The organism is Chroococcidiopsis sp. TS-821 (assembly GCF_002939305.1).
Taxonomy (GTDB): domain Bacteria; phylum Cyanobacteriota; class Cyanobacteriia; order Cyanobacteriales; family Chroococcidiopsidaceae; genus Chroogloeocystis.
In genome coordinates this window covers 775434-796533 of sequence record NZ_MVDI01000001.1, presented here as the reverse complement: position 1 = coordinate 796533, position 21100 = coordinate 775434, and the positions used below count along the sequence as shown (strand labels likewise).

20 protein-coding genes are annotated in these 21100 nt (G+C 44.4%); 7 read left to right on the top strand and 13 right to left on the bottom strand.

The genetic code is table 11. The annotated features are described in order from the left end of the window. Positions 1 to 3 precede the first annotated feature (3 nt). Together B1A85_RS03775 and B1A85_RS03770 are read right to left on the bottom strand one after the other, a co-directional pair. Positions 4 to 1140, bottom strand: coding sequence for a glycosyltransferase family 1 protein (locus B1A85_RS03775; protein ID WP_104545559.1), 1137 nt, complete (start codon positions 1138 to 1140; stop codon positions 4 to 6). A gap of 84 nt (positions 1141 to 1224) precedes the next feature. Next, a complete protein-coding gene (locus tag B1A85_RS03770; protein ID WP_104545558.1) occupies positions 1225 to 2373 on the bottom strand; it encodes a UDP-sulfoquinovose synthase in 1149 nt (382 codons plus the stop codon). Positions 2374 to 2772: 399 nt separating this feature from the next. Here B1A85_RS03770 and B1A85_RS03765 point away from each other — a divergent pair, with 399 nt between their 5' ends. From B1A85_RS03765 to B1A85_RS03755, 3 genes are all read left to right on the top strand, one after another. Further along, positions 2773 to 3108 carry a hypothetical protein gene (locus tag B1A85_RS03765; protein ID WP_104545557.1) on the top strand — a complete coding sequence of 112 codons (336 nt, stop codon included), beginning with the start codon at positions 2773 to 2775 and terminating at the stop codon, positions 3106 to 3108. An 84-nt stretch (positions 3109 to 3192) separates the two neighbouring features. Continuing rightward, on the top strand, positions 3193 to 4704 hold the full coding sequence (locus B1A85_RS03760) for an AAA family ATPase (RefSeq protein ID WP_104545556.1): 1512 nt from the start codon (positions 3193 to 3195) through the stop codon (positions 4702 to 4704). Positions 4705 to 4853: 149 nt separating this feature from the next. Further along, a complete protein-coding gene (locus B1A85_RS03755; protein WP_104545555.1) occupies positions 4854 to 5204 on the top strand; it encodes a DUF1257 domain-containing protein in 351 nt (116 codons plus the stop codon). Between the two features lie 134 nt (positions 5205 to 5338). Here B1A85_RS03755 and B1A85_RS03750 read toward each other — a convergent pair whose 3' ends face one another. The 4 genes from B1A85_RS03750 to B1A85_RS03735 form a co-directional block, all read right to left on the bottom strand. Next, on the bottom strand, positions 5339 to 5707 hold the full coding sequence (locus tag B1A85_RS03750; protein WP_104545554.1) for a low temperature-induced protein: 369 nt from the start codon (positions 5705 to 5707) through the stop codon (positions 5339 to 5341). 136 nt (positions 5708 to 5843) lie between these two features. Beyond that, positions 5844 to 6149 (bottom strand): hypothetical protein, encoded by a 306-nt coding sequence (locus B1A85_RS03745; RefSeq protein WP_104545553.1) that lies wholly within the window; start codon positions 6147 to 6149, stop codon positions 5844 to 5846. A 56-nt stretch (positions 6150 to 6205) separates the two neighbouring features. After that, complete coding sequence (locus tag B1A85_RS03740) at positions 6206 to 7252, bottom strand: ABC transporter permease (RefSeq protein WP_104545552.1); 1047 nt, start codon at positions 7250 to 7252, stop codon at positions 6206 to 6208. 50 nt (positions 7253 to 7302) lie between these two features. After that, complete coding sequence (locus tag B1A85_RS03735) at positions 7303 to 7824, bottom strand: adenine phosphoribosyltransferase (RefSeq protein ID WP_104545551.1); 522 nt, start codon at positions 7822 to 7824, stop codon at positions 7303 to 7305. Positions 7825 to 8280: 456 nt separating this feature from the next. Here B1A85_RS03735 and B1A85_RS03730 point away from each other — a divergent pair, with 456 nt between their 5' ends. After that, on the top strand, positions 8281 to 8907 hold the full coding sequence (locus B1A85_RS03730; protein WP_104545550.1) for a DUF3038 domain-containing protein: 627 nt from the start codon (positions 8281 to 8283) through the stop codon (positions 8905 to 8907). After that, positions 8904 to 9851, top strand: coding sequence for a DUF4335 domain-containing protein (locus tag B1A85_RS03725; RefSeq protein WP_104545549.1), 948 nt, complete (start codon positions 8904 to 8906; stop codon positions 9849 to 9851). The genes B1A85_RS03730 and B1A85_RS03725 overlap by 4 nt, the downstream gene beginning before the upstream one ends. 3 nt (positions 9852 to 9854) lie before the next feature. Here the strand turns inward: B1A85_RS03725 and B1A85_RS03720 are convergent, their stop codons facing one another. Next, the gene (locus tag B1A85_RS03720) at positions 9855 to 12119 is read right to left on the bottom strand and encodes a transglycosylase domain-containing protein (RefSeq protein ID WP_104545548.1); all 2265 of its coding nucleotides are present in this window, start codon (positions 12117 to 12119) and stop codon (positions 9855 to 9857) included. 435 nt (positions 12120 to 12554) lie between these two features. Here B1A85_RS03720 and B1A85_RS24255 point away from each other — a divergent pair, with 435 nt between their 5' ends. After that, a complete protein-coding gene (locus tag B1A85_RS24255) occupies positions 12555 to 13190 on the top strand; it encodes a hypothetical protein (RefSeq protein WP_210404158.1) in 636 nt (211 codons plus the stop codon). A gap of 80 nt (positions 13191 to 13270) precedes the next feature. On the opposite strand, the gene lspA is transcribed toward B1A85_RS24255, so the two are convergent. The 6 genes from lspA to pstS form a co-directional block, all read right to left on the bottom strand. Continuing rightward, positions 13271 to 13747 carry a signal peptidase II gene (gene lspA, locus B1A85_RS03710; protein ID WP_104545547.1) on the bottom strand — a complete coding sequence of 159 codons (477 nt, stop codon included), beginning with the start codon at positions 13745 to 13747 and terminating at the stop codon, positions 13271 to 13273. A 64-nt stretch (positions 13748 to 13811) separates the two neighbouring features. Further along, the gene (locus B1A85_RS03705; RefSeq protein WP_104546292.1) at positions 13812 to 14396 is read right to left on the bottom strand and encodes a biotin transporter BioY; all 585 of its coding nucleotides are present in this window, start codon (positions 14394 to 14396) and stop codon (positions 13812 to 13814) included. Between the two features lie 486 nt (positions 14397 to 14882). Then, positions 14883 to 15713: a phosphate ABC transporter ATP-binding protein PstB gene (gene pstB, locus B1A85_RS03700; RefSeq protein WP_104545546.1), complete on the bottom strand. Its 831-nt coding sequence runs from the start codon at positions 15711 to 15713 to the stop codon at positions 14883 to 14885. A gap of 63 nt (positions 15714 to 15776) precedes the next feature. Then, on the bottom strand, positions 15777 to 16679 hold the full coding sequence (pstA, locus tag B1A85_RS03695) for a phosphate ABC transporter permease PstA (protein WP_104545545.1): 903 nt from the start codon (positions 16677 to 16679) through the stop codon (positions 15777 to 15779). Positions 16680 to 16716: 37 nt separating this feature from the next. Then, a complete protein-coding gene (pstC, locus tag B1A85_RS03690) occupies positions 16717 to 17682 on the bottom strand; it encodes a phosphate ABC transporter permease subunit PstC (protein WP_104545544.1) in 966 nt (321 codons plus the stop codon). Between the two features lie 87 nt (positions 17683 to 17769). Further along, positions 17770 to 18873, bottom strand: a complete 1104-nt coding sequence (gene pstS, locus B1A85_RS03685) for a phosphate ABC transporter substrate-binding protein PstS (RefSeq protein ID WP_104545543.1) — start codon at positions 18871 to 18873, stop codon at positions 17770 to 17772. Between the two features lie 513 nt (positions 18874 to 19386). Between pstS and B1A85_RS03680 the strand changes: the two genes are divergently transcribed. Continuing rightward, positions 19387 to 21051, top strand: a complete 1665-nt coding sequence (locus B1A85_RS03680) for a DUF3352 domain-containing protein (protein ID WP_104545542.1) — start codon at positions 19387 to 19389, stop codon at positions 21049 to 21051. Positions 21052 to 21100 lie beyond the last annotated feature (49 nt).

Here is a 21100-nt window from a genome sequence, read left to right as displayed (position 1 = left end):
AGCTTAGCAAGTTAAGCTAGCTAGCTTCCGCGTTAACACGCTCGTATAATAATCTTGTAGCTGGCGCGTAGCTGCTCCCCAGCCCCATCGTTCTGCCTCTTTACGGGCATTTTGCCGAATTGTTTCGCGCTCTTGTGTCTGTGCCAATAAGCGTTGCGTAGCCGCGATCGCACCCGCATCATCAGTATCAGGCTCGAATAAATAACCATTGACACCAGAAGTCACAATATCAGGAATACCACCCGAATTTGCTGCTACAACAGGACATCCAGCGGCCATTGCCTCTAGTAGCACTAATCCTAGCGTTTCTGTCCGTGAAGGAAAAATAAATGCATCTGCTGAAGCAAACGCTGCTGCTAAATCTTTGCCTGTGAGATAACCCACAAAATGCGTCGGTGTTTGAGCAAAATGCTTTTCTAAGGCATGACGGTGCGGTCCATCACCCACCAATGCTAAACGCGCTTCGGGAATTGCTGTCAAAATTGCTTTGATTCGCTCAATTTCTTTTTCCGCAGACAACCGCCCAACATACAGCAAAAGTGGCTTTTCAGGATGACCTTGGCTGAGGTGCGATCGCATTTCCTGACTCGCTTGCTCAGGATGAAATAATTCTGTATCGACACCCCTTTGCCACAGTGCTATGCGTTCAATTCCATGAGCAGCTAACTCCTGCATCATTGCTGTTGAAGTACACAAATTAATTTCTGCTTGGTTGTGACCCGTCTTCAGCAGTTCCCACAGCAAACCTTCTAGCATTCCCAACCCATAATGCTGTAGATATTGTGGTAAATGGGTATGGTAGGAAGCCACTAAAGGAATTTTGAGCGCTTTGCTATAAAATATTCCAGCTAACCCCAAAACAGCTGGATTGACAACATGAATAATATCCGGTTGAAAGTTTTCTAACGCGTGACCAATCGCGGGTCGAGGTAGTGCTAATTTCAACTCTGGATACAGTGGTAGGGGAAAGCCTGAGACGCCATGAATTTTCGCGCCTTTGTACTCCGCAATCCCGCCCTCTGGGGCAAATACCATGACTTGATTGCCGTTACGCTGGAGATGGTCGATGGTATGGCTCAGGCGCGTGACAATACCATCAACCTTGGGTAAAAAGGTTTCTGTAAATAAGGCGATTCGCATACGTTGTTAGTTGTCAGTTGTTATTTTTTTGATTGTCAGTCGTCAGTGATAAGTTGCTACTGACTACTGACGATAAACTCCTGACTATCTCCGCCAAGAAACTTTTGGCAGAATTTGGTTGCGATCGACGCGATGCTGATACTTGATCGCAAAGTTAAGTAACGAATCAAGCAATGCCTCTGAGAGATAATGCGGCTGCAATCCTAAATTGAGTAAGTTGGTGTTTTTGGCATTGAAGTAATGTTCTTCCTTTTCAACTCTTGGATTATCAATATGATTGATTTCGACGCTTAATCCCAACGATTGTCCCGCTTTTTTCACCATTAATGCTAGGTCACCAACACTAAACTGTTCGGTGAATTGGTTAAATACGCGAAATTCTCCAGGTTTTGCCGGATTTGCGATCGCGAGTTCTACACACCGCACCGTGTCGCGGATATCCAAAAAGCCTCGCGTTTGCCCTCCTTGACCATAAACTGTTAAAGGATGACCAATTGCCGCTTGAATGCAAAAACGGTTGAGCGCGGTACCAAAAATGCCGTCATAGTCTAAGCGGTTAATCAGCAACTCATCCATGCCAGTTTCTTCAGTCAACACGCCATAAACAACTCCTTGATTCAAGTCAGTTGCGCGCAAGCCCCAGATGCGACAAGCAAAGTGAATATTGTGACTGTCATGAACTTTGCTGAGATGATACATGCTACCCGGCTGTTTTGGATAAGGTAGCGTGTCTTTGCGCCCATTGTGTTCAATCGTGATGTAGCCTTCTTCAATATCGATGTTTGGCGTGCCATATTCACCCATCGTGCCTAATTTCACCAGGTGACAGTCCGGAAACTCGCGCATCGCGTACAACAAATTTAATGTTCCGACAACATTATTTACTTGAGTCAATACGGCATGTTCGCGGTCAATCATCGAAAATGGAGCTGAGCGCTGTTCGCCAAAATGAACGATCGCATCTGGTTCAAATTTGTGTAGTGCTTGCTTGAGAAAATCGTAATTGTTAATATCGCCGACAAATAGGTCGATGGATTTTCCTGTCAAATCGTGCCATCGCTGTAGTCTTTGTTTAATCGGCGCAATCGGAGTTAATGTTTCTACGCCTAATTCCAGATCCCAGTACCGCCGTACCAAGCTATCTAGAATGCCAACTTCGTACCCTTGATTAGAAAGGTACAGTGCGGTTGCCCAACCGCAATAGCCATCGCCACCAATAACCAGGACTTTCATTTTCAAACTATGCTAACTCGCTGATCTTCGCTAAATCTATCAGGTTTGTGACCCCTATAAACCACTAAATGTAGAAGTCATCGCCACAGTGAGAAAGCGCCATTACGTAAATTAGCTCTCTCCACTGGTAACCGCGACTGTGTTGGGGAAGTATACTCCATCATCGCAAGTTGCGTTACCTCAACATTTAGCACTTAGGAATCGTATCTCGATGTGAGGATGCTTAAGCTTAGCAAACTTTCTGACACCGAGTCCTTAACTTTTACCCTAACTATTTCCTTAGCGTTAAATATTAAAATATGTAACATTATTGACGTCAAAACGCTTTGCAGTCTTGACAACTAATGCTAGAGTCGATAACGTAATATGCATACCCGGGTAAGACCACTCAAAAGTTATATGCAAGCTAAGCAAAAAGTTACTTTGTATTTGTCGCCAGAATTGCATCGAAAACTCAAAATTCGAGCCGCAATTGATTTAGAGCCAATGTCCGACATCGCAGAAAAAGCTCTGATATTCTATCTAAATCATTCAGAAGTGGTAGAAGAGGCAGAAGCAAATCATGGTAGAAACCATCGCCTGTACAACTGCCCAGAATGCGAAACAGCGCTTGTCATGCGAAACGGAGAAATGGTTCCAGTAGGCGAACAACCTGGGGTTCGGGAAGAAGTTCCCGTGGAACAGGTTCCGCAAGTAGGAGCGAGTCCGCAAGGCGAAGAACTAGTTCCTTGCTAAAGACTCAATCCTGATGGTCTAAATGGTCTAAACATTACCAAACGTCTGTCTGCATCAACTAAGGTTCCAAGTAGGTCGTCGGCAATGAAAGAAGAGCTAAGCGTCTTAATACAAGCTCAATACCCTCTAATCTACCTTGTGACCTCCGAGGAAGAACGGGCTGAGCAGGCAATATCGATGATCGCCCAAACGCGACCCCAACGGCGAATCTTTGTCTGGACTGTTACCCACGGTATTGTTGAGTATGGTCAACCCCGGAATATAACACAACACAATACTGTATCGCCAGAAGCCGCGATTGAATGGGTAATTCGCCAACGCGAAGCAAGCATATTTATTTTCAAAGATTTGCATCCTTTCATCGATTCGCCCGCAACAACACGATGGTTAAGAGATGCGATCGCAAGCTTTAAAGGCACGCAAAAAACCATCATATTGATGTCGCCGTTGCAGCAAATTCCTATTGAGTTAGAAAAAGAAGTCGTTGTCCTTGACTTTGCCCTTCCAGATATGACCGAGCTTAACGACGTGCTATCTCGGCAGTTAGAGCAAAGTCGCAATCGGCGATTGAGTACCGAAGCGCGGGAAAAACTTCTTAAAGCGGCACTAGGCTTAACTCGCGACGAAGCCGAGAAAGTTTACCGTAAGGCTCAAGTCTATACCAAGGGTCAACTGACCGAGAATGAAGTAGACATTGTTTTATCAGAAAAGAAACAGCTAATTCGCCGTAACGGCATCTTAGAATTCATCGAAGAAGACGAAACTCTAGAGGCTGTTGGTGGTTTAGAAGAACTCAAACGCTGGTTGAAACAGCGTTCAAATGCTTTCACCGAAAGAGCACGAGAGTACGGACTGCCCCAACCAAAGGGAATGTTGATTCTGGGTGTTCCTGGTTGCGGAAAGTCACTCATTGCAAAAACAACGTCTCGACTCTGGGGATTACCGTTACTCCGCCTTGATATGGGTAGAGTATACGACGGCTCAATGGTAGGGCGCTCCGAAGCAAATTTACGTAATGCCTTGAAGACGGCAGAATCGATTTCACCAGCAATTCTCTTCATAGATGAACTTGATAAAGCCTTTGCAGGTGGTACAGGCTCTGCTGATTCTGATGGCGGTACCTCAAGTCGAATTTTCGGTTCGTTCTTGACCTGGATGCAAGAGAAAACCTCTCCAGTGTTTGTGATGGCAACAGCCAACCGAGTCGAACGTTTACCTGGTGAATTTTTAAGGAAAGGGCGCTTTGATGAAATTTTCTTTGTTGACCTTCCCAATGCGGAAGAGCGTAAAGAAATTTTCCAAATCCACCTTGTTAAGCGTAAACGAGATGTTTCGCGATTTGATCTCGAACAGCTTGCCAAAGTAGCTGATGGCTTTTCAGGTGCAGAAATCGAGCAAGCATTAATTGCTGCGATGTATGAAGCCTTTGCGCAAGACCGCGAGTTTACGCAGTTAGATATTATTGCTGCGATTAAGGCAACATTGCCACTATCGCGCACCATGACCGAACAAGTTACTGCCCTGAGAGACTGGGCTAGGCAGCGTGCCCGACCCGCAGCAGCCTCCGTTGCTGAGTATCAGCGAATGGAGTTTTAAAAAGCTTTCTCCTGCTACCAACAGGAGTAAAGGCTAGCAGAACCTGCTAGCAGTTAACCAAAAGCCGCGAATTCAAACTTCCCAAAACGACGCGGTATTGTCTGATCCAAACGTTGTTTTTCTCAATTTTCCCTTAGGAGGAAACCAAAATGTCTCACTTTAGCACCCTACGCACCAAAATTACTGATGTAGAAATCCTCAAGGCTTCTCTGCGCGACTTGGGTATTACTACCAAAACTGAAGCCGATGTACGCGGTTACAATGGTCAGCGCGTTCGTGCGGACTTAGTTGCAGTATTAGACGGTGAGTATGACCTGGGTTGGTCCCGCAATAGCGATGGTTCTTATGATTTAATTGCTGATCTTTGGGGCGTTGCTAAGAAGCACAATCAAACTGAGTTAATCAACTCGATTAACCAAAAGTATGCTGTTAACAAAACCTTAGCTGAAGTTAAGCAGCGTGGTTTGCAAAATGCCAACGTCAAGTTGGTATTGCAATAGCTTGTACAGCGCGTTCCCAAGTATGCGGGTTGACCAAAAAGTAATGGGTTAACCCTTTTTTATCGTATTAAGTCAAAGAAAGGGTAGAGATATTTCTACCCTTTTTAAGGTTAAGAATTAATTAGCCTCAGAGGTTATTTTTTTCCTGTCAAGGCTTCAAGGAAATTCTTGGACTTTTCTTCGACGGATGTCGCCTGAGCATTTTCTGGACGACTCATTTTTTCTGCGTCAGCAGCACCTTGAATTTCATTGAGACCCTCGTTAGCTTTAACTTGCGTTTCTTTGCGCGAATAAGGGTCGTCTGCAGCTGCCTTCTGTGCTTCCTTTTCGATTGCTGTTAGATTTGCTTCACCTTGCTGAGGTGTGGATGGAGCAGCCCCAGGTTGGGGTGTGTCACTTAAAGCAGGAGCAGCGCTAGAGAATACTAAAAAAACACAAGCACAAAGAGCTACCAAAACGCGTACTGGACGCAAAGCAGACAATTTAAAACGAATAGAGCGCATACCAAGTTTCTCCTGGTTATACCAATTGACCATTAAGAGGTTACTAACAGGATAAGACTAAGCAGAATCCTATACAACTGCTTGTAGGTGTATCTTGAAATGTTCACTTGGATACATCTACAACGATATAGATATGTTAGTCGCCAAGTCGTAGCCTAGAGTGAGTTAAAAAGTCTACTTTTGGTAGTAGAGGATCTTGTACAATACCAACACCGACAAAACCCCATCTTTGAAGTAGGTTTTTAACTTGACTACCAGCAACTGATTCTACAGCAAATTGATCCGCTACGTCCGCGCCATGTGTATTGAGATAGCTTAGAGCGTCAAAATCTTCGCGAAACATTAATAAATATCCATTCTCAGCGTCAGTTGCAATTTGAGGATGAGCGACAAGATAACGTCCATCAGCTCTGGAACGGATGAGATAATATATTTGTGTCATAAGCAGAAAACCTCAGGAGTTATCTCAAATTATTGTTAACTCCATACCTATTTGGTTTAATTAATATTTTCTAAACGAATTCTTGGGTCTACGGCTTTCAGCAAGAGATCGGCAATCAAGTTACCGACAATGAGCATCACTGCGCCCATAGTTAAACTTGCCATGACTAGATACAAATCCTGCGCCAAGACTGCTTGGAGAATCAATCGCCCCAATCCAGGCCAATTAAAGAAAAATTCGGCAATAAAGGCGCCGCTCAATAAACTAGCGAGTTCAAAACCAAGAATTGTAATTAATGGGTTTACTGCGTTGCGTAATGCGTGAACATAAATGACGCGATTCTCCGGCAAGCCTTTAGCGCGCGCTGTTTGAATGTAGTCTTGTCGCAGAACATCTAATAACTCACCCCGCGTAATGCGCTGCAAACCAGCAAAACTGGTAATACTTAATGCGATCGTGGGGAGGATCATGTGCCAAGCAATGTCTAGCATTCTGCCAAATGGCGAAAAATCAGCATGGTTGATACTCGTCATTCCACCAACAGGAAAAAGGGGCGAAGTATTTTGGGCAAAAATGAGCAGTAAAAGGGCAGTGATAAAGCTAGGAAACCCTTGTCCTGTGTAACTGATAACTTGTAACATGCGGTCAATCCAATGATTTTGTTTGACGGCAGCAACGATTCCCAGTGGAATTGCAATTGCCCACGTCAGAACGAGCGAAGCGATCGCAAGTAACAACGTCGCGCCAATTCGCTCCCACAATAACGAAGCCACTGAACGTTGATAGACAAAACTCGTGCCAAAATCGCCTTGCGTCACGATTCGCCACAGCCAGCGTCCGTACTGCTCAATCCACGAGCGATCTAAGCCGAACTGCTGTCGTAGTTCTTCGATGCGTTCGGGCGAAATTTGCGGATTTTGCCGCAATGTATCAAGATAATCGCCAGGAGCCAACTGGATAATAAAAAACGAAAGTGCTGATGCTAGTAACAGCGTTAGCAGTGCCTGTAATAGCCGCTTAACGATATAAACAATCGTTTCACTATCAACTAACCGATTCAGCCAGCCCCAACGCGCAATCGCAGAAACCTTACTCGAAGTCATAATTGCAGTTCGCTCGTAGCTTGAGTGAAGTCAAGACAATTTTGTTGCCATCAATATTCAACTAACGAGATTACAGGTACGCCATCTGGCAACTGTTTTCGCCCTTGTAAATCCCGTAGCTCGATAATAAACCCAAAGCCAACTAACTTGCAGCCGATTTGCTGAACTAATTTGGCGGTGGCGCTGGCGGTTCCCCCTGTCGCCAGCAGATCGTCAACGATTAATACTGGGCTACCTGGCTGCAACGCGTCTTGATGTACCTCCAACCGATCCATGCCATACTCAAGTTGATAGTCAACTGCATGAACCGACGACGGTAATTTTCCTGGTTTGCGGACTGGAATAAAGCCAGCTCCTAATTTATAAGCCAAAGGCGCGCCAATAATAAAGCCCCGCGATTCCATCCCAACAACATAATCTGCTGTCAAATTTGCCGCCTGAAACTTATCAGTTAGAGAATCAATTGTATAGCGTAAACCATTTGCATCGCGTAAAAGTGTCGTGATGTCTCGAAATAAAATTCCAGGTTTAGGAAAATCGGGAATTTCACGAATTAAGGACTTGAGATCCATAAGCGTGTTGCCAAGAGTAACTAAGATAAAGTGGCATGTTGTCGTCAACAAATTAGGCTATAGTGTCTACTGGCTGAACGCGAGTTTCTACTATCGAGGAAACTCTCAAACAAATGCGATCGCTTCCCTAGTTGCTGATTTCTCAATGATGCCGGAAAAATCGTACACTAGAAATCTAGACAAATTTGAATTGTTGCTGACATTTGCAAAGTGGTGAATGATTTTCAAATATAAAATCGCTGAATTTATCTCCACCTCGCAAACCGCAGTAGACAGATTCTCAACTTTCTGCGCAATTGTGGCAAAGTTGGGATCTCATTGATACAAAGATCCGTCAGTTCAACCAGTAGGGGAATCGTGCTTCCATGCTAAAAGTGGACGTTTTGCCGTCTAATTTGGCAATCTAGTGGAAGTTTATATGGCAAAATTCCTCTTCACCCGAGATCGCTTGATAACATGAATGCTTCTGTAAGTGTAGTACCAATAGACGCGGCTGCTGTCCAGTCCAATCCATTGATTTTAGATTATTTACCTTATCCACCTATTGAAGAAAAAGGGTGTCCCCGTCGCACCTGTTTGCAAATCGACTTGATTTTACTGGCAATCGAAGCTTTAGAAATAGGTGGTTCTGAAGCTCTTCTGGATGTAGCGCGAGAACTAGAACTTCAAGACATTATCAAAAATCGGGTGAATTTATGGCGGCTGCGCAGCACAAATCCTTTACGCAGAGCGCATACGCGCCGATTATTAAGTATTGTTGAGGCAAAAGCACTCGTCGTCATCGCGTGTTATATAGCAAGACGCTTAACGGTTTTGTTACGGCAATTGCTGTTAGCTTATCAACAGATGAGCGACAAGCAAATTCCTTTAGAGCAGAACTTACGTTTGGCAAATTATTTAGCTCGCTTCCGCGCGCATTTCCGTAGCCGCATGAACCCGCGACGTTCAGGTGTCTTGGCTTATAATTCTGACGACAAGTTAAATGAACTCGCACTGAACTTATTAGGACAACTGCTATTTTGTACGGGAACTGCTGGAACGCAAAGGTTGTGGATGAGCCTGTTTGACGGGGAAGTAGAATGAAGACAATTCAACGTAAGTACAGCTTGCCTAATTGCACTCTCTTTTTAGAGGGTTTAAGCGAACCCACAAACGAGCAGTCTCCAAATGTCAGACCCGTACTTTCGATACTGGTAAATGCAGAGTGTCACTTAGCAGGGGCTAAACCGTTAACGGGCGGACGAGAATTTTTTGAGAGCTTAGTCACGGCGGTAAGCGGTTATGCACAAGAATTTTTGAGCAAAGTTCCTCATCCTGAGGCGCATCGTCACGAGTCAGGTTTAGTGGAATTGCAGCAAATTGCTCCCAATCGTCATCGATTAATTGTCCATTCCAACGCCTCAAATCCTGGTGCAGAAGCAACGCCTACTCCTATAGCAATTGATTTAACGACAGTACAATTGTTTGATTTGGTAGAAGCCGTCGATCAATTCTTTGCCGATAGCCAAACGTTACCTGCGATGTCGTTACAGCTAGCGCCTATATCTAAACGCCACGCAGGACACGCGCCCCAGTTAACAAAACAAGCTGTACCAGCCGCAGTCGGAGTGTCAAGTTTAGCGCTAGCTGCGATCGCCTTCTTTTTCGTTCCGATTCCCGAAGTTCGCCGTCCCGAAGAACCACAACCACAATCGCGTTCGAGTCGCAGTCATTTTGTTACAGCAATTACTGACACCGAACAAATCGCCTGGTTGCAACAAAAACTTTACAATCGCATCAACCGCGTTTGGACAACTCGCACAGTTAATCATGATTTAATCTACCGCGTGAGTACCACAGCCAATGGCGCAATTGTGGGATACCGCTCGACGAATGCGATCGCCAATGACGCGATCGCGCAAACTCCGTTACCCAATTTACTGGTTTATCCCGCTACAACTCCAGGAACCCCACCAGAAGCTCTCGCGCAGTTTCGCGTAGTTTTCGGTCGTAACGGGGTGTTGCAGGTGACTCCTTGGCAAAGCTAGCACTTACTGGACAACTTGACGCATATAGTTACCCCATAATTGCGCTGCGATCGCGCTGCTACCTGCTGTGGGGGAACTATTGTCGTTGCCAAGCCAAACGCCGGTCACCAGTTGCCGAGAGGGAATATAACCAATAAACCACAAATCGCGATTATTATCGGTTGTACCAGTTTTTCCAGCAACACCTAATCCTATTGCAGCGCTTCTTCCTGTACCGCGCTGGACGACACTCTGTAACATTGAAGTCATTGTGTCAGCTACACTAGGCGGGATTGCCTGAATGTTGGCATCATTACTCTGCGCAAAAGAATAAATTTCCCGACAAGTTTTTAAATTTTGGCGATCGCTGCAATCGCTGCTATCTAAAATTCGACTAATCAAGTGCGGGCGATTCCACACACCACCATTAGCAACAGCAGCAAATGCACCTGTCATTTCGAGCACGTTAGTTTCGCTTTGCCCTAATACCAAACCAGGTACAGGATTCAACGGCGATTCTACACCAAGCCGTCTTGCCATCCGTACTACCCGCTCTAATCCCACATCCTGCGCTATACGTAAAGCTACCGCGTTTTCTGATAGCGCTAACCCAGTGTACATATCGATACTGCCACTTGAGCGTTCGCAACCACGATACCTTTGACCTCTCCAAAAAACAGGCGCGCACGAATAAGCTTTGTAGGGGGAAATTCCCTGCTCGACAGCAGCAGCATACGCAAATAGCTTAAAGGTTGACCCTGGTTGTCGCTGTGCTTGCGTAGCGCGGTTAAATTGACTTGTTTTGTAATCAGTTCCGCCAACAAGGGCTAATACAGCACCTGTATTAGCATCAAGCGTAACAATTGCACCTTGTGAAAAGCGATACGTTCCGCCACTGTTACTTACCGCGTTGCGCAGTGCGGCTTCTGCCTGGGCTTGAATTTTAGGGTCTAACTGCGTTTCAATAATAAAGTTACCTTCGCGCGCGAGTTGTTCTCCCAAAATTTGCCTCAGTTCCTGAAAGACATAACTGTAAAAGTAGGGCGCAATTGTGTTGGCTTGTTCTTCACACACGCGACGGCTAACATCCACCGGCGATCGCCGCGCGCGATTTGCCTCTTCCGCGCTGATTCTACCCTGCGCGAGCATCCGAGATAGCACGCGATTGCGGTAATTGATGATAGTTTGATGACTTTGTGCGTCACCACAAAAGTTGAAACTGTTTGGAGCAGGCAAAATTCCAACCAAAGTTGCGGCTTCGGTTAGCGTTAAATCTTTCGCCGACTTGTCAAAGTAATATCGCGCAGCATCCTCAAAACCTAAAGTGTCTCCACCCAAGTAGATTCGGTTTAGGTAAGTTCGTAGGAGAAAGTCCTTGCTATAGAACGTTTCTAGTTTCAGCGCGACGATCGCCTCGCGCAACTTCCGCCCTAAAGAATCTTCGGGTCCTACATAATCGCGAAATAAGCTCCGCGCGACTTGCTGCGTTACCGTACTTGCACCTTGTTGAAACTCGCGATCGCGTACATTCACAACAATGGCTCGCAAAATCCCAATCGGATCGACACCAAAATGCCAATTAAAGCGACTATCTTCGGAAGCAATAACTGCATCGGGTAGGTACGGAGAAAAGTCTGATAAGCTTGGGAGATCGACGTGAGAAGTCGTTCGCGGTGGGCGTAAGGGCGTTTCTCCATCACGCGCATAAACGACAACAGGCGCTTGTGTCGCCCCTGGTAAAGGAACAACAGAAAACTTCGTCCATTCAATTCCTATTCCTATTGCTAAAAGCAGCGTCACGCCACCAATACCGTACGCGCACCAATTAATTACCCGAACGTACCAAGGTGGCGGATCGACATATTGTAGTCGCACAGCAGCCGCAAGTTCTGGTGGACCAAGTGTCAGAATATCTCCGTGACGCAGTGCTAGTGATGAAATACGTCTTCTGCCACGATAAATCCCATTCGTTGAGTTTTCGTCTTTGATGACAAACGGCGATCGCCGCTTTGGATGGCGTGTAATCGATAGGTGAATTTGGCTGACAACAGGATTGCGCACGACAATATCGCAAGAGCGCGAACTGCGACCGAGAAGATAGCGATCGCCAAGTAACGGATAGACTTCGGCTTTATCTGCTCCTGCATCTTGTAACCAAAGCTCAGGAACTCTAGCATTTGGCTTGAGTGCTAGTTTCGAGAAATCTACTTTAGCTTGAATTGTTTTTACTGCTTGTGTGACCTGTCCTAAAACGGTTTGCGGTTTACGCGGTGGTTGCGGTTGATTCATTGTCTATTTGCATTACCAGATTGTCAGTCAAAGTTTTGACTCGCTGCAAAACTGAAGAATTCGAGTTAAATAAATTTGTTTTTTACTTTCTAGCAATCTTCATAGCACTTGCTATGACTTCTTGCACGTTAGGGGAAGCTTTATTTCAAGCTCGATATTGTGTACTGAAAACATTTTACTCACTAGCTCATAGTACCTACTGAGTCAAGTGATTCCTTGTCTGTTGTCACGTGCGATCGCTAAATGTATTCTTTAATCTTATTAAGACGATAAAACAATATTATCGGTTTCCTGAAACTATCCCCACAACAATGTTTCTCCTTATTAAGGGGGTTTTATACATACAAAAATCTCATATGTATCCACATTAGGGTAGATTTATGATGTATTTTCCTCTGATTTAATGATCCCAAAAACGTGTTGAGGTTAAGTGGTGTGAAAATAAGATACGTAGGTTTATTTGGTACTGCTCTGACTCTGGCATTATCTAGCAATGCTGTAGCTCAAGAAACAACTCCAACCCCAGAGATTGAGCTTTCACCACAAGGTTTAGAAATTCTATGCGAGCGTTTTCCACTCAACTCACGCTGCGAGGGTGGTACACCGCTAACAGGTCCAGCACCTACAGGCACAACAACCCCTGATGCAACGACGCCTGTAACGCCAACAACTCCACCCGTAACCCCAGAAGGTACGACTCCACTCGATCCGACTGCACCGCCAGTAACACCACTGCCAGGACCAGATGGTACGATGACTCCAGGTACCATGACTCCGCCAGCTGGACCTACTGATGGTACAACTTTACCTCCAGAATCTCCCACAGGCGGCGGTACGCGAGTAGCGCCTGAAAGCCCAATCAATGCGCCAGATGCAACAACACCAGTACCTGGCACCACAGATAGCCCCACATCTCCTGACGGTGCTGCAGCACCTACTAGTCCAGATGCGCCTATTGATGACCGAATTGAATCTCGTCCTTCGGAGCCTTTACCAGGTGGGACAATGATGCCTGCGCCCGGAACTGACAGTGCTGCACCTAGCAACCCGAGTGAAGGTGTAACGCCTTAGGACTTAACACCAAGGCGATTGAGCTTGACCGAATAAATCTTGACTTTGAGGGAATCTACGCTTAGTAGGTTCCCTTATTTTCATCGAGATCTACGAGGAGTATCTTTTGGCTGTGCAAATGTAGCAATGAGTAAGCAGACAATGCCAATGTTAATAAATACATCGGCAAAATTAAAGATGGGAAACTGAATCAGGCGAAAATCTAAAAAGTCAACAACGCTTCCTGCAACAAAGCGATCGATTCCATTCCCTAGCGCACCACCTAAAATGAATCCATAGCCTAATTGTTCAAAAGTCCGCATGACTCCTCCAAACCAGGCTAGTGCCATTAACCCCAAACTCACAGCCAAAGACAGCCAGCGCAACCACTCAACTCTACCACTCAATAAACTAAAAGCTGCGCCAGTATTAGTGACGTAAGTAAGATGGAATACTCCCTCGATAAGGGGTTGCGTTTCTGATAAATAAAAATTTTGCACTACCCAAAATTTAGTTAACTGATCGATAACTAAACTGATAACGGCAACAATCCAGAAAAGACGATTTTTTACACGCATGAGAATTAAAAATACTGAGATTTTAGATGCAATCTAAAACCTAGATACAGTAATCGACTGGAAACTAATACAACATAACGAGCCGCAAACAGTAAGATAAAACTGCTACTGCACAAGTAATGATGAGATGCCCTGGTAGTGAATAAACAGAATATCTCAATACTGCTTCTAAAAGCGTTAATTGTGCAAACCCCGCACCAATAATATAGTTCAAAATGAGATAGCCTACTCCAGTTAAATGAATCGCTAGTAAACCACACAAGCAACTGAAAGCAAGTGACTCTAGTTTGTTGGAAGTTTTAAAGGCAAGAAAACCACATACCCAGGCTCCTGGAATAAAACCCAGTATGTAACCGAAGTTAGGCTGGTTGAGATAGCTGATGCCACCACCTTGATAAAATACAGGTAGCCAGGTTAAGCCAAGCACGATATAAGCAATTTGAGAAAGTGCGCCAGCTGTTTTGCCTCCTAAACAACCGACAAGCAGCACTGCTCCAATTTGATACGTTACTCCTAAAGGAGTCGTCTGAATGCCGTAGTGGTTCCAACTCCAAGGGGCGCTAGTAAAATGCGCTTCGATAAAAGTGCCACTAATCGTCAAGAGTAAACCAACTAAAGACCATAGTATTTGACGGGGAACAGCCACTATTTTCTTCACATTCGTAAGGATAGTAGTAAGATTACCAATTGGCTTGATTCATCATCTCATTATCCACTACTACCTTAGTAGAAGTCTCGTGATGCCCTAACACATAAATCTGATGAGTTGCTCAAATAGGTAGCTAGCTTCAGGAGATACTTTTTCTTTGTAGAGATGTCCTCTGTTAAGAAGCCACTGCGTTACTAGGATTTCCCCCGTTTTAGTAAGAGGCGTCGAATAAAAACTAAATCCACTTGCGCGAACTCCTACAGTGCTTCTTTCATGTACGGTAGAGGTCAGAGCTCAAAGTTACAAATTACTTGGATTAATGACCCTTAGCCTTTTTGACGTCTCAACTACATTGACGACTGCTATAGCTGTAGTGTCTGCCGCGAAGCTATTTCTGTTACTTGAGTAGCAAGTCAAGTAAGGGTATAAAAAAACCTCGCCACAACTAATGAAGATGGACAAGGTGTTATAGAGATTTCAACAAAATTAACCAAATCTACCACTAACGTACTGTCGCGTGTATTCTTCTTTTGGATTGTTGAAAATTGCTTCTGTTCTATCGTACTCAACTAGATAGCCAAAGCGTTTTCCACCTTCTTCCGCCTCAGCGTTGAAAAATGCAGTATAATCAGCAACCCGTGTCGCTTGCTGCATATTGTGCGTCACAATCACAATTGTGTAATTTTCTTTCAGTTCTTGAATGAGTTCTTCTATTTTGCGGGTAGATATCGGATCGAGTGCCGAAGCAGGTTCATCCATTAGAACAACATCAGGTTCGATCGCAACTGTCCGTGCAATACAGAGACGCTGTTGTTGACCACCAGATAAAGATAAACCACTTTCTTTGAGTTTGTCTTTCACTTCATCCCATAATGCGGCTTGGCGAAGAGATCGCTCGACAATCTCATCCATTTCACTTTTCTTGTAGCCGTTGATCCTTGCGCCAAAAGCGATGTTATCGTAGATTGATTTGGGAAAGGGATTTGGTTTCTGGAACACCATTCCAATTCTACGGCGTACCTGTACTGGGTCTACTTTATCAGCATAAATATCAATACCCTGGTAGGTTACTTTTCCACCAACTTTTGTTCCAGGAATTAAGTCATTGAGGCGGTTAAAACATCTTAATAGCGTACTTTTACCACAACCAGAAGGTCCGATAAAAGCGACGACTTGGTTCTTAGGAATATCTAAGCTGACACCGCGTAATGCCTGAAAGGAACCATAGGTTACGGAAACATTTTCAGCGCGTAAAATCGCTTCTTGCGTTGTATTAGTATTTCTAGAATTTGGTGAGTTGATTGTGTCAGGATTCATGGCTGTATGAATTTAGTAAAGATTTATAGTTTCAAATCTTGCTTTTCACTATTCAGTCAATAATTATTGAAATCTTTTACGTGCTAGTAAGCGCGAAGAAATACTCACGATCAAAATGAGCCCTAACAGAACCAAAGCCGCTGTCCAAGCAAGCTGCTGCTGTGGTCTGAAGGGAATGATCGCGTAGAAATAAATCAGAACTGGTAGTGTGGCGATCGGTGCCCAGACATCTGTTGACCAGAAGTTATTATTCAACGCTGTAAATAGTAAAGGTGCGGCTTCTCCACCCGCACGCGCCAAAGACAACGTGACTGCAGTAGCAATAGAAGGTAAAGCTGCTGGAATCACAATGCGAGAGATTGTTTGAAACTTTGTTGCCCCAACGCCAACAGCTGCTTGACGCATTTCTTGTGGAACAAGCAATAATCCTTCTTCTGTAGCGCGTAGCACAATGGGAACCATGACAACTGATAGTGCTACGCCTCCAGCAAACGCAGAAAATGTCCCAGTTGTCAATACCACAACAGTGTAAGAAAACAAACCAGCTATGATTGCCGGAACTCCAGCTAAAACGTTTGTTGCAAACTTGATTATATAAGCAAGCCTAGTACCGCGTCCAAATTCTGAAAGGTAAACAGCAGCTAAAATTCCCAACGGTACACTAAAAGCTGCTCCAATTCCTAGAGTATAGATAGTACCGATAATCGCATTACCAAAGCCGCCTTCCGTCAATCCTGGTGGTGGAGGTAACTCAGTAAAAGATTGGATACCTAATTGACCAATACCTTCTCTAGCTACATCCCAAACAATGGCGACTAGAGGAACTAATATTAGGATTGTGAAAACGCCAGTCAAAATCGTCATGAAGGTATCAAACGAATTTCGGAAAGGCGTTCTTGCAGAGCGAGTTAAATTAATCTTTGATTCTCTACCATCTTCAGAGAATCTGCCGTCAGCAGTTGCCATATTCTTTATATCCTCATGCTTGCTTATATCAAAGTCTTTACTCAATGTTTTGGAATCTTTGAATAATGATTTCTGCCAAGATATTCACAATTAGCGTCAAAATCATTAAAACTAAGCCAGAGTACAGTAAAGCGGCAACCTGAGCGCGACCAGCTTCTCCGAATTGAGCCGCAATTAAGGACGCGATGGTAGCTCCTGGAGCTAGCAAGGATGGAGTAATTTGGTTAGCGTTACCTACAAGCATTGCTGCTGCCATTGTTTCACCCATCGCTCGACCCAAGGCAAGCATGACCGAACCCACAATACCAGAGAAAGCAGCTGGAATTAAGACTCGCAAAATAGTTTCCCAACGAGTTGCCCCTAAAGCAAGCGCACCTTGACGTAAGTCGCGAGGTAGTGCAAGTAAGCTACCACGAGAAATTGCAATAATTGTGGGTGAAATCATGACTGCTAAGACAATACCCAATGTTAATAAGCTATTACCCCTAGGTGGCGTACTAAATAAGGGAATCCAGCTAAAGTTGTCGTACAGAAAGTTGTAGAAAGGGCGGATAAACGGAATAAATACGAAAATTCCCCACAACCCAACGACAACACTCGGAATCGCAGCAATTAATTCAATTGCTAAGGCAATAGGAGTCCGGATCGAGTTAGGAATAAAATCTTCACTCAAAAAAACTGCGACACCAACTCCTAAAGGAACTGCAATTACAAGAGCAATCATTGATGTCACAATGGTTCCATAAATTTGTGGTAATGCACCATAGATGTTTTGAACTGGATCCCACGTTGTTGTAACCAAAAACTGTACGCCGTAAGCTTGAATTGCGGGCCAAGCACTGATAGCAATTTGTACGGCAATCCATAAAAGAACTGCACCAATTGCAACTGCGCCTAAGATGACTAACCAGTAAAAAACTCGGTCAAATGTGGTTACAACATCATTTTTCCTTTCTAACCCTCGCCATTTTTGCCGTGGTTGTTCTCCAGTTACCGCACTCATGATTTCCCTTCTGAATAAAGTGTGCTTGTTGACAACAAAGGCTGTAGCTAGCAGTAGTTAATTGCTGCTAGCCATGCTTTTAACTATTTATCCCGCTTTAACTCTTTCATCAAATACTTGACGAACGCGTTCTACAATGCTGTCTGGCATGGGAACATAACCCAACTCTTCTGCAATAGGTCTGCCGTCTGTTAAAGCCCACTCAAATACACCGCGCATTGCTTGCCACTTGTTGGCATCTTGGTATGTGGGATACACCAAAATCCAAGTTAAACCAGCAATAGGAAATGCTGCTGGATTGTCCGAATCTGGGACAAGTAGGGCAAAATCTTCTGGAATTTCTACCCCATCGAACACAGCACTGGCTGATTCAGGTGTTGGTGCGATGAATTCTCCTGAAGCGTTTTCTAGCAAAGCGGTAGGAATTTGATTTAGCTTGGCGTACGCATATTCGATGTAGCCGATTGTACCTTCGTTTTGCTGAATCTGCGCAGCGACACCTTCGTTACCTTGAGCGCCAACACCTGTGGGCCAGTTCACTGATGTACCAACACCAGCAGGCCATTCTGGACAAGCCGTATTGATGTGATTGACGAAGATAAATGTCGTTCCGCTACCATCTGAACGATGCGCAAAGGTGATTGGTCTATCTGGTAAGTTTAAATTGGGGTTGGCTTGCGCAATTAGTGGATCGTTCCAGCGAGTTACTTTTCCTGTAACAATACCACAGTAAGCTTGGCGCGAAAGTCTTAATTCTTGTCCTTCAATTTCTGGTAAGTTGTAGGCGAGGGGCACAGCACCCCCTGCCATTGGTACTTGGATTGGGTCAGCATTGTACTTTTGTCTAAAAGACTCTAAGCGATCGCCCTGAATTGGCGCATCACTCGCACCGAAATCGACTGTTCCGTTGATGTACTGTTCTAATCCGGCACCGCTACCAACAGATTGATAACTGACTTGAACACCAGGGTTAACATTTCTAGCGTATTCAGTGAACCATCGCTGATACAAAGGCGCAGGAAAAGTAGCACCAGCACCGCTAATGTTGACACTAGGACCTTGTTGTGCTGCTGGGCTTCCGTTTGTACCGGTACCAGGTGTAGTGGTTTGTTGTCCGCAGGCAGCTAGACCTAAAGCTAACGCAGCTAGAGGCGCAATAAAGGCTTTTGACTTAGAAATTTGTAACGGCATATGGTTCTTGACAATTGGAAACAAATTCAACACAAAGTTTTTCAGAGAATTCGAGAAATAATCGAGGTTGCTTACAAGAAAAGTCACCACAGAGTGGAAACAAACTGTCAGTAATTGCTTAAGCCACCTTCACTTGCATAAAAGCCCATACATTTCATCTTACTTCAGGAGTAACTTTGATTTACCTAACGCTTAGTAGCACAAGCTCAGGTTTAGCCTAAGTGAGCGTACTGGTGTTTTTCGTATTCAGTAAGTCTAGGCACCATAAATAACTTGGCAGACTTAGGTTAAGTCAAGTTTAAGTACGGGGACGATATAGTCGAAAAAACAAGTTGCGATAAGAATTAGTTAAAATTAACTTCGTCTGCTTTTGGGAAAATACAGCACTATACACCAAAATATTGTTGTTTTGTTAACTTGTTAGACCAAAAAAAATATTCCAAAATTCAATTGCCTGTCGTCATGTCATTGCAGTAACGTCACTAAAACTCTCTATTTATTTTGCGTTCAGCCATGCCTGAAAAAAGTAAAAAAGTTCTTCCTATTTTCGTTGTTGTTGGCTGCTTAATTGGCATTGGAGCGGTTACTTATTGGGTATTAACGCGACAAAATAGATTAGCACAAATGCCGGTTGGAACCAATGTTGTTCCGCAAGATGCACTACTGACGATATCAGTTTCTACAGATGAAAATAAGTGGCAACAATTGCGCCAGTTTGGTACACTTCAGGCACGATCCAAAATAGAAAAGAATGTAACACAATTGCGCGATCGCTTCTTAACGGCGTATGGCTACGACTACCAGCAGGATGTTCAACCTTGGATTGGCAAAGAAGCAACAATTGCTTTTATACCACCTGAACTCAATGCAACTAACCAAAATCAAGCTGTCTTAATGGTACTACCAATTGCCGATCGAGCTGCTGCGCAACAAATTTGGGAAACGCCAAGAACGCAACAAACTAAGTGGATTTCGCGCAACTATAAAGGTATTCTAATCCAAGAAACACAAAGCATAGGCAATACCAATTATTCAGCCGCAGTCTTGGATCGGCGCTTTGTGATTGTTAGCGACAACCCCCAAGTCATAGAAAAAACCATCGACACCTATCAAAGTGGACTTTCCTTAGCACGCATTCCAGGATACGCAGCAGCAATCAGTAAAATTACACACCCAAATCGCTTTGCCCAAGTATATATTAATATCCCAGCAGCCGTTCGAGTTGCGAGTACTAATTCTACACTCGCGGCAATTCCGCAAGGCTTAGCCCGTCTTCAAGAAAATCAAGGACTCGCTAGTACTATTACCATAGAACCTGAAGGACTTCGGTTGAGAAGTATTTCATGGTTAAAGCCAAATAGCCAGCACGTGCATCGCGTAGAAAATAATGCAGGTCAAATGCAGCGCCGTTTACCAGCAGAAACATTGATGATGCTTTCTAGCGGAAATCTTCAGCAATTGTGGCAAGACTACACGTTAACATCCCAGTCAAACCCTTTAACGCCGTTTCCACCGGAGAATTTAAGAGCCGGTTTTAAGTCGCTGACAGGGTTAGATTTGGATCGCGATCTACTCAGTTGGATGAATCGCGAGTTTTCAATCGCGGTTGTACCTGCCTCAACACAAGACACACAACAAGATTTTGCACTTTCGCTAGTATTGATGGCTGAGACAAGCGATCGCACCGCAGCCAACAAATCGTTTCAACAGCTAGAGCAAGTACTGCAAAGCCGCTATCAATTTAAAATACAACAAACACAGCTAGGTAACACTACAGTAACTAACTGGATCGCACCGTTTGGAACACTGACAGCAACGCGTGGCTGGTTAGACAAAAATGTCGCTTTTGTCGCGCTTGGTGCGCCGATCGCCGACCGCCTGCTACCGCAACCTGCAACAAACTTAGCAAACACAGCTGAATTTCAAAGTACAGTCCCTAAAGAACTTAATCCCAACAACGGGCAATTTTTCCTCAACATTAATTCTACAGTCAAAGCTTTACCTCTACCGCAGTTACTTCCTGGACAAAGTGTCTTACTCGAAGCAACACGTTCAGTTGGTGGAACTACGGCAGTAAGTGACGAGCGCAGTATCCGTTATGATATTTTTGTTTCGCTGGAAAAAGACGAGTCTCAAATCCAAGGTTTTGGAGAAAGCAAAATAACAACTCGTCAATAGCTACTAACTTAATTTGCTTTATCTTAATAAGACAGTAAGCTACGCTACC

Coding starts and splice junctions, on each gene's coding strand:
- B1A85_RS03775 (WP_104545559.1), bottom strand. CDS start 1,140: ATGCGAATCGCCTTATTTACAGAAACCTTTTTACCCAAGGTTGATGGT.
- B1A85_RS03770 (WP_104545558.1), bottom strand. CDS start 2,373: ATGAAAGTCCTGGTTATTGGTGGCGATGGCTATTGCGGTTGGGCAACC.
- B1A85_RS03765 (WP_104545557.1), top strand. CDS start 2,773: ATGCAAGCTAAGCAAAAAGTTACTTTGTATTTGTCGCCAGAATTGCAT.
- B1A85_RS03760 (WP_104545556.1), top strand. CDS start 3,193: ATGAAAGAAGAGCTAAGCGTCTTAATACAAGCTCAATACCCTCTAATC.
- B1A85_RS03755 (WP_104545555.1), top strand. CDS start 4,854: ATGTCTCACTTTAGCACCCTACGCACCAAAATTACTGATGTAGAAATC.
- B1A85_RS03750 (WP_104545554.1), bottom strand. CDS start 5,707: ATGCGCTCTATTCGTTTTAAATTGTCTGCTTTGCGTCCAGTACGCGTT.
- B1A85_RS03745 (WP_104545553.1), bottom strand. CDS start 6,149: ATGACACAAATATATTATCTCATCCGTTCCAGAGCTGATGGACGTTAT.
- B1A85_RS03740 (WP_104545552.1), bottom strand. CDS start 7,252: ATGACTTCGAGTAAGGTTTCTGCGATTGCGCGTTGGGGCTGGCTGAAT.
- B1A85_RS03735 (WP_104545551.1), bottom strand. CDS start 7,824: ATGGATCTCAAGTCCTTAATTCGTGAAATTCCCGATTTTCCTAAACCT.
- B1A85_RS03730 (WP_104545550.1), top strand. CDS start 8,281: ATGAATGCTTCTGTAAGTGTAGTACCAATAGACGCGGCTGCTGTCCAG.
- B1A85_RS03725 (WP_104545549.1), top strand. CDS start 8,904: ATGAAGACAATTCAACGTAAGTACAGCTTGCCTAATTGCACTCTCTTT.
- B1A85_RS03720 (WP_104545548.1), bottom strand. CDS start 12,119: ATGAATCAACCGCAACCACCGCGTAAACCGCAAACCGTTTTAGGACAG.
- lspA (WP_104545547.1), bottom strand. CDS start 13,747: ATGCGTGTAAAAAATCGTCTTTTCTGGATTGTTGCCGTTATCAGTTTA.
- pstB (WP_104545546.1), bottom strand. CDS start 15,713: ATGAATCCTGACACAATCAACTCACCAAATTCTAGAAATACTAATACA.
- pstA (WP_104545545.1), bottom strand. CDS start 16,679: ATGGCAACTGCTGACGGCAGATTCTCTGAAGATGGTAGAGAATCAAAG.
- pstC (WP_104545544.1), bottom strand. CDS start 17,682: ATGAGTGCGGTAACTGGAGAACAACCACGGCAAAAATGGCGAGGGTTA.
- pstS (WP_104545543.1), bottom strand. CDS start 18,873: ATGCCGTTACAAATTTCTAAGTCAAAAGCCTTTATTGCGCCTCTAGCT.
- B1A85_RS03680 (WP_104545542.1), top strand. CDS start 19,387: ATGCCTGAAAAAAGTAAAAAAGTTCTTCCTATTTTCGTTGTTGTTGGC.